The organism is Pseudomonas sp. 14P_5.3_Bac1 (assembly GCF_025466135.1).
Taxonomy (GTDB): domain Bacteria; phylum Pseudomonadota; class Gammaproteobacteria; order Pseudomonadales; family Pseudomonadaceae; genus Aquipseudomonas.
Window position 1 is genome coordinate 1 of record NZ_JANLOF010000053.1, and the last position, 7606, is coordinate 7606.

Consider the following 7606-nt stretch of genomic DNA (forward strand, 5'->3'; position numbering starts at 1 on the left):
ACCGAGTTCAACTGCCAGCACCGCACTGCTGTGCTTTTCTGTGGGAGCTGGCTTTCCTGCGATGCAGGCACCTCGGTCCATCAGGTACACCGGGTTAATGCCATCGCAGGCAAGCCAGCTCCCACCTTTGATTGAGTCCCAGCTTCCAGAATCAGGCCGCCTCGCTTTCGCTTTTGATCTAACCACTAGGCCGCCGTAAGGGCGAAACCCTGCCCGCCATCACCAAAAAACCGGATATGCCCCACCTCAAAAAACCACAACAAGCCTAAATCCCCCACCGCCTGGTGCGTCTCCAGAACATGAAATCCGCGCGCGCGCGGATCGCCAGTTTGGTCACCCCACCCGCGTATTGAGGGATCGAGAGATGTCAGTCGCTACCAGCCGTATCGAAGACGCCCCGGTGCACGCCAGCCCGGCGTGCGCAGAAACACTCTACCAATTCGAAGAAACCCCGATACTGGCCCGCCAACGCCAGCAGGAGTCCAACGCCCGCAGCTACCCTCGGCGTATCCCCCTGGCGCTCAAGCGCGCCAAGGGCATCTATGTGGAAGACGTTGAAGGCCGTCGTTTCATCGACTGCCTGGCCGGCGCTGGCACCCTGGCGTTGGGCCACAACCACCCGGTGGTGATCGAAGCCATTCAGCAGGTTCTGAGCGACGAACTGCCGCTGCACACCCTCGACCTGACCACTCCGGTGAAAGACCAGTTCGTGCAAGACCTGTTCGGCTTGCTGCCGACCGAACTGGCACGTGAAGCGAAAATTCAGTTCTGTGGCCCCACCGGCACCGATGCCGTCGAAGCCGCACTGAAGCTGGTGCGCACCGCCACCGGGCGCAGCACCGTGTTGTCTTTCCAGGGCGGTTATCACGGCATGAGCCAAGGCGCGCTGAGCCTGATGGGCAGCCTGGGGCCGAAAAAGCCCTTGGGCGCTTTGCTCGGCAATGGCGTGCAATTTCTGCCTTACCCTTACGACTACCGTTGCCCCTTCGGCCTGGGCGGCGCCGAAGGCGTGCGGGTCAACCTGCATTACCTGGAAAACCTGCTCAATGACCCGGAAGCCGGCGTGTTGTTGCCGGCGGCAGTGATTGTCGAAGTGGTGCAGGGTGAAGGTGGCGTGATCCCGGCCGATCTCGACTGGCTGCGCGGCCTGCGCCGCATCACCGAGCAAGCCGGTGTGGCGCTGATCGTCGATGAGATCCAGAGCGGCTTCGGGCGCACCGGCAAGATGTTTGCCTTCGAGCACGCCGGCATCATCCCGGACGTGGTGGTGATGTCCAAAGCCATCGGCGGCAGCTTGCCGCTGGCGGTGGTGGTGTATCGCGACTGGCTCGACACTTGGTTGCCGGGTGCACACGCCGGAACATTCCGTGGCAACCAGATGGCGATGGCGGCGGGCTCGGCGGTGATGCGCTACCTCAAGCAACACGACCTGGCCGGCCACGCCGCCGTCATGGGCGAACGCCTTGGCGAGCACCTGCGCATTCTGCAGCGCGACTTCCCGCAGTTGGGGGATATTCGTGGACGTGGGCTGATGCTCGGCGTGGAACTGGTCGACCCGAGCGGCGCCGTCGATATCCAGGGCCATCCGCCTGTGCATCGCCAACTGGCGCCGCTGGTGCAGCGCGAATGCCTCAAGCGTGGGCTGATTCTGGAGCTGGGCGGCCGGCACGGCAGTGTGGTGCGCTTCCTGCCGCCGCTGGTGATCACCGCCGCCGAAATCGACCGCGTTGCCGAGATCTTTGGCCGCGCCCTGGCGGCAGCGGTCGCCAACCTCTAATTTTTCGCACGCTTGGTACGTTTCTACAGATATCGGCGCTGCGCGTGGTGCGCAGCCAGTTCTATGAGCGATGGAGAACAGCAATGACCTCAGTATTTGACCGCGACGACATCCTGTTTCAGGTAGTGGTCAACCACGAAGAGCAGTATTCCATCTGGCCCGACTACAAGGCCGTGCCGGAAGGCTGGCGCACCGTGGGCAAGAGCGGCATGAAAAAAGAGTGCCTGGCTTACATCGAGGAAGTCTGGACCGACATGCGCCCGCTGAGCCTGCGCCAGAAGATGGATGGCGCTGCGCTGGCGGGCTGACACGCTGCAATCCAATGTGGGAGCGGGCAAGCCCGCTCCCACATAAAGCGTTATTGCGGTGGGTTGGTGTACAGGTAATCCGTCGCCAACGAAGCCAACGTCCGTACCCCCACCACCAGCGCCGACTCATCCACAAAGAAGCCCGGATTATGATTCGGCGCCGCTTTGCTCATGTCCTGATCCCTTGGCGTCACCCCCAGAAACACAAACAACCCCGGCGCTTGCTTGGCATAGAACGAAAAGTCCTCCGCGCCGCCCACCAATGGGGCCTGCACCACATCATCCTTGGCCGCCCAGCGCAGGCTTGGCAGCATGCTCTCGGTCAGCGCCGGGTTATTGATGGTCGGGTCGTACTTCTCGATGATCGTGACTTCGGCCTTGGCGCCGCCACTCTCGGCGATTTTCTCTACCGTCTGGCGCACGTCGGCGTGCAGCTTCTGACGAATGCCGTAGTCGTAGGAGCGAATGGTGCCGCTCATGTCCACCGACTCGGGAATGATGTTGTAGCGCGTGCCGCCGTTGATGGTGCCAATGCTCACCACCGATGGAAATGACGAGATGTCGGTGCGACGGCTGACCACGGTTTGCAGGCCGACAATGGTCTGCGCGCCGACGGTGATCGGGTCGATGCCGTCCCAAGGGCGGCCAGCGTGGGTCTGTTTGCCGAGGATCTTGATGCGCAGGTCATCGGAGCTGGCCAGGGTCGGGCCCGGGCGGTAGGCGATTTGCCCGGCAGGCACGCCGGCCCACACGTGCAGGCCGAATACCGCGTCGGGCTTGGGCGCTTGCATCACGCCTTCCTGCACCATCATCTTCGCGCCCCAGGTGTTTTTGCCGTCGGGGATAAAGTCGCTTGGGCCTTCTTCGGCCGGCTGGAAGTAAAACACCACCGAGCCCGGCAGACGGTCGCGCATGCCGGTGAGAATCTTCGCCGTGCTCAGCAGGATCGCGGTGTGGGCGTCGTGGCCGCAGGCGTGCATCACGTCGACTTCCTTGCCCAGGTAGGTGCCCTTGGCTGTGGAGGCGAACGGCAAGTCCGAGACTTCCTTGACCGGTAACGCATCCATGTCCGCGCGCAGGGCCACGGTTGGGCCGGGCAGGGCGCCCTTCAAGATCGCGACGACGCCGGTACGCGCCACGCCGGTTGTTACCTCAAGGCCCAACGCGCGCAGTTGCTTGGCGACCAGCTCGGCGGTGCGGGTTTCGGTGTTGCCCAGTTCGGGGTGGGCGTGGATATCGCGGCGGGTTTCCAGTAACGCCGGTTCAAGGATTTTTGCCTGCGCGGCGATTTCCTCCCTGGCGCTCTCCTGGCCGCTGCTGGCGGCAATCACTGCACTGCTGGCTAGCCCGCAGAGCATTCCGAAAACCCATGGGTGTGTCAGACCGTTCAAACGCATAACTACCTCTCCCTCTTTATTGTTGTGGTTCTTTCTCCTGCACGGTGCCGGCAGTGACCACCTGCACACTCAAGCGCGGCGTCGCCAGGTCGAGCCCGGCTTCATCCAGCTGACGCTTGAGCGCCAGGTTGAACGCCCGCGACACTTCCCACTGCTTGATCGGCGCGGTCTTGAACCGCGCCCGCAGGATCGCACTGCCGGACTCAAAGCTTTCCACGCCCTGAATCTCCAGCGGCGACCAGATGTTGCGGCGTTGCAGTGGGTCGTTGCGCATTTTCTGGCCGACGTCGCGCATCAACTTGATCGCGTCGTCGATTTCCATGTTGTAGGGGATCGCCACGCGGAAGATCGCGTAGCCAAATTCCCGCGAGTAGTTTTTGATGCTCTTGATTTCGCTGAACGGAATGGTGTGCACGATGCCGTCGATGTCGCGCAGGCGCACGGTGCGGATGGTCAGGCCTTCGACGGTGCCAAGGTGGCCGCCGACATCCACGTAGTCGTCGATGGCCAGCGAGTCTTCGATGATGATGAACAGGCCGGTGATCAAGTCCGCCACCAGCGACTGTGCACCAAAACCGATGGCAATACCGATCACACCGGCACCGGCCAGCAGCGGCGTAACGTTCATGCCCATGTTCGCCAGCGCCACGATGGCGGCGATGATGAAAATGGTCACAAACAGCACGTTGCGGATCAACGGCATCATCGTCTGCGCACGCGCGTTCGCGAGGCCTTTGCGCGAGCGGGTCAGGGCGTGGTGGATGGCGGTGTCGCTGAGGATCCAGATCAGCCAGGCAAACAACAGCGTGCCGCCAAGGCCAAACAGCTTGACGCTGATTTCATGGCCGTCGCCTTCGGTAAAGCGAATCATCGACAGGCCCCATACGCGCAGGCCGAGTTCGATAAACACCAGCCACACCACTAAGTGAGCCAGGGTATACACGAAGCTTTTCAGGCGATCGGAGTACAGCGCGTGGCGCTTGTGCCCGCGTTGTGGCTTGAGCGCATGGCGGCGCACCAGGCCGTTGATGACCATGCACAACACCAGCAACACCGTGCACAACAATGACTGGCGCAAGGCGGTGCTGGTGTCGCCGGCGGACAGGAAGGTGGCGAACAATGAAATGCCCACCAGCAACAATGCCGGCAAATACCAGAAGGTGCCGATGATCGACAGGGTATCGGTGAGGGCACGGCGCGTAAGGCGCCGCGACAGCGGCTGGTTGCGGATCAGGTGCGCGATCGGCCGGCGAAAACGCAGGATAAACACGCCGGTGGACAGCGCCGCCATCACATTGGCGACCGTCGCCGCCGTGTGGGCCAGATGCTGGCCCAGGGCCGTTACCAGCCGTGGGTCGCTCAGGGCTTCGCCAAAAGCGGCGAAACTGCCGATCCACCACAATGGACGGAAGGCTTGGTGACGCAGGATATACAGCGCCCGGTGGCGGTGCGGGCCGTCGAGTACGGAGAAGGCAATCACGCAGATGGCCGAGAAGCAGGTGCCGACCACTAACGCGTAAGCCAGCACCATCGCCAGGGATTTGCCCAGCGAAGAAGGCAGGGCGTAACTCAGGTACACCGTGATCACCAGCGCGATCAGCCACGGCCCCAACTTGCGCAGGGCGAAGCGCAGCATGTCCCAGGTGCGCGGGTGTTGCGGCAGTTCTTCGGGCAGGCCGAAACGTTCGCGTAGACGGTGGCTGAGCCAGATCAGCGCGGCGGCCAGCAGGCTCCACACCGCCAGGATCACGGCAAAACCGAAGATGATCGGCAGCCATTCACTGGCGGGCAGCATCAGGGCGCCCAGTTCATCCTTGGCCAGTTCGACCTCGTTGGACCAGCGTTGCACCGGGCTGTCGGCGCCGGAGAACTGCTGTTCGAGGTCGGACAGCGTGCTGCCGATCAACCCGAGCACGCCTTGTTCAGCGGCGGGTTGGGCTTTTTGCGTGGCTTCGCGCAGTTTCTTCAGGTCGCTCAACAGCTGGGTGCGCTGCTGGTCGTTTTCGAGGGTCTTGATCACCTCGTCCAGCGACTGCCCCAGCGGCACATCGGCCTGGGGTTGAGTCTTGTTGGCGCTGCCGAGCAGGCCGGGCAAGCTCACGGCTTGGGCAGGCGCTATCGGCAGCAACATCAGCAGGGCAATCAGGCAGTAACAGGGCAGAGCAAAAAGACGCGAGAGCACGAGGCGGTCAACCTTGAAAACGACGAATTGACCGAGTGTACGAGGCCGTTATGCCCAATGCGAGTGCATTTGTCATTCCGCCAGTTTGGCGAGGATCTTGTAAACCACGGTGCCGAGGATCAGCAGCATACCAATCCACATGCCAAACACGCCGACCGGCTTGTCGCGAAAGTTGAAGCCGACGGCCAGCAGGATCATGCCGATGAGGATCGGGATGAGCATGGCGTGGAAGGAGGACATGGAGATCATAGGGCGACGGCCTTGTCAGAGTGGGAATACTGACAAGTCTAGGTCGGATTATGGAAAGTGCAGATGATGCAGGTCATGTGTACCCACAACTGAATGTGGGAGGGGGCTTGCCCCCGAATATGCGGTGTCAGGGACTGAATCTGCCCACTGATGGACCGCCTTCGCGGGCGAGCCCGCTCCCACATTTGACTGTATTTACAGATCAAGTGGGGCGCGGGTTGCCTGCGATGGTCGCGCCCCGACATCAGGGCAGATCGTGGCTCGCGTAAAACGCACCGAGCACCTTCACCAAATGCGCCAGGTCATGGCTGCCGCACAGCTCACGGATCGAGTGCATGGCAAACGTCGGCAGGCCGATGTCCACCGTGCGCACGCCCAGGTGGCTGGCGGTGATCGGGCCGATGGTCGAGCCGCAGCCCATGTCGCTGCGCACCACGAAGCTCTGCACCGGCACTTCCTGGGCCATGCACAGGTGGCGGAAGAAGCCGGCGGTTTCGCTGTTGGTGGCGTAGCGCTGGTTGCTGTTGACCTTGATCACCGGGCCCGCGTTGAGTTTCGGGCCGTGGTTGGCGTCGTGTTTCTCGGCGTAGTTTGGGTGCACGCCGTGAGCATTGTCCGCCGACACCAAGAGTGATTTCTGAATGGTGCGTACGAATTCATCACCCTCAGGCAACAGGCGGCGCAATGTCTGTTCCAGCATCGGGCCATCGGCACCGCACGCCGAGCAGGAGCCGACTTCTTCATGGTCGTTGCACACCAGCACACAGGTTTCGTCGGTTTCGCTGGTGAGCAAGGCTTGCAGGCCGGCGTAGCACGACAGCAGGTTGTCCAGGCGCGCACCGGCGATGAAGTCACCATTGAGGCCAATCACCGCGGCGCTTTGGGTGTCGTAGAAGCTCAGCTCGTAGTCGAGCACCACGTCGGCGTTCAAACCATGTTCGCGCGCCAGTTGCTCGGTGAGCACGGCGCGAAAGTCCACGCGTTCGTCACCGGCAAATTGCGCGAGGATCGGCGGCAGCTCGGTCTGCGCATTGATCGCCCAGCCCTGGTTGGCTTCACGGTTCAGGTGAATGGCCAGGTTGGGGATGATCGCGATGGGCAGCTTGAAGTCGATCAGTTGGCTTTCGACTTTGCCGTCACGGCGGAAGGTCACGCGGCCGGCCAGCGACAGGTCGCGGTCGAACCACGGCGCCAGCAGCGCGCCGCCGTAGACTTCCACGCCCAACTGCCAGAAGCCCTGGCGTTGCAGCTCCGGCTGGGGCTTGACGCGCAGGCACGGGCTGTCGGTGTGGGCGCCGACCAGGCGAATCCCGCCTTGCAGCGGCGAGTGGCGGCCGAGCTTGAAGGCGATGATCGACGAATCGTTACGGGTCACGTAGTAACGACCGTTGGCCTCGGTGGTCCAGGTTTCGCGCTCGTCGAGACGCTGGTAACCGGCCGCTTCCAGGCGCTGGGCGAGGGCGGCAGTGGCATGAAAAGGAGTAGGGGAGGCCTTGAGGAAGTCGATCAGGCCTTGATTCAACGCTTCGCGCATAAATAGCTCCAGACAGCAATGCGCGGAGTTTACCGTATTGGCTCCACATTTGAAGTGAAGCTACCTGCTTGAGCACAACTCAAAACGACTGTGGGAGCTGGCTTGGGGGGGGGGGGGGGGGTGTGGCCGGCGCGGTGTGGGCACCACGGCGCTCTAGTA

Annotated in this window: 6 protein-coding genes; 2 read left to right on the forward strand and 4 right to left on the reverse strand. The window is 62.5% G+C overall.

Features of this window, described 5'->3' with window-relative positions:
* Positions 1-364: 364 nt before the first annotated feature.
* Together NTD89_RS11640 and NTD89_RS11645 are read left to right on the forward strand one after the other, a co-directional pair.
* Positions 365-1777 carry an aspartate aminotransferase family protein gene (locus NTD89_RS11640; RefSeq protein ID WP_262207750.1) on the forward strand — a complete coding sequence of 471 codons (1413 nt, stop codon included), beginning with the start codon at positions 365-367 and terminating at the stop codon, positions 1775-1777.
* Between the two features lie 83 nt (positions 1778-1860).
* Positions 1861-2085 carry an MbtH family protein gene (locus NTD89_RS11645; RefSeq protein WP_028617283.1) on the forward strand — a complete coding sequence of 75 codons (225 nt, stop codon included), beginning with the start codon at positions 1861-1863 and terminating at the stop codon, positions 2083-2085.
* 50 nt (positions 2086-2135) lie between these two features.
* Here NTD89_RS11645 and NTD89_RS11650 read toward each other — a convergent pair whose 3' ends face one another.
* The 4 genes from NTD89_RS11650 to NTD89_RS11665 all read right to left on the reverse strand — a co-directional run bounded on the left by NTD89_RS11650 (position 2136) and on the right by NTD89_RS11665 (position 7447).
* Positions 2136-3482, reverse strand: a complete 1347-nt coding sequence (locus tag NTD89_RS11650; protein ID WP_262207753.1) for an amidohydrolase — start codon at positions 3480-3482, stop codon at positions 2136-2138.
* Positions 3483-3498: 16 nt separating this feature from the next.
* The gene (locus tag NTD89_RS11655) at positions 3499-5664 is read right to left on the reverse strand and encodes a mechanosensitive ion channel family protein (protein WP_145158801.1); all 2166 of its coding nucleotides are present in this window, start codon (positions 5662-5664) and stop codon (positions 3499-3501) included.
* 72 nt (positions 5665-5736) lie between these two features.
* Entirely contained in the window at positions 5737-5913 is a 177-nt protein-coding gene (locus tag NTD89_RS11660; RefSeq protein ID WP_178119653.1) for a hypothetical protein, read from the reverse strand.
* Positions 5914-6157: 244 nt separating this feature from the next.
* Complete coding sequence (locus NTD89_RS11665; RefSeq protein WP_145158799.1) at positions 6158-7447, reverse strand: M18 family aminopeptidase; 1290 nt, start codon at positions 7445-7447, stop codon at positions 6158-6160.
* Between the last annotated feature and the right edge of the window lie 159 nt (positions 7448-7606).

Bases quoted from the DNA above. Each gene is read 5' to 3' on its own strand.
- NTD89_RS11645 (WP_028617283.1), top strand. From the start codon at position 1,861: ATGACCTCAGTATTTGACCGCGACGACATCCTGTTTCAGGTAGTGGTC.
- NTD89_RS11660 (WP_178119653.1), bottom strand. From the start codon at position 5,913: ATGATCTCCATGTCCTCCTTCCACGCCATGCTCATCCCGATCCTCATC.
- NTD89_RS11650 (WP_262207753.1), bottom strand. From the start codon at position 3,482: ATGCGTTTGAACGGTCTGACACACCCATGGGTTTTCGGAATGCTCTGC.
- NTD89_RS11665 (WP_145158799.1), bottom strand. From the start codon at position 7,447: ATGCGCGAAGCGTTGAATCAAGGCCTGATCGACTTCCTCAAGGCCTCC.
- NTD89_RS11640 (WP_262207750.1), top strand. From the start codon at position 365: ATGTCAGTCGCTACCAGCCGTATCGAAGACGCCCCGGTGCACGCCAGC.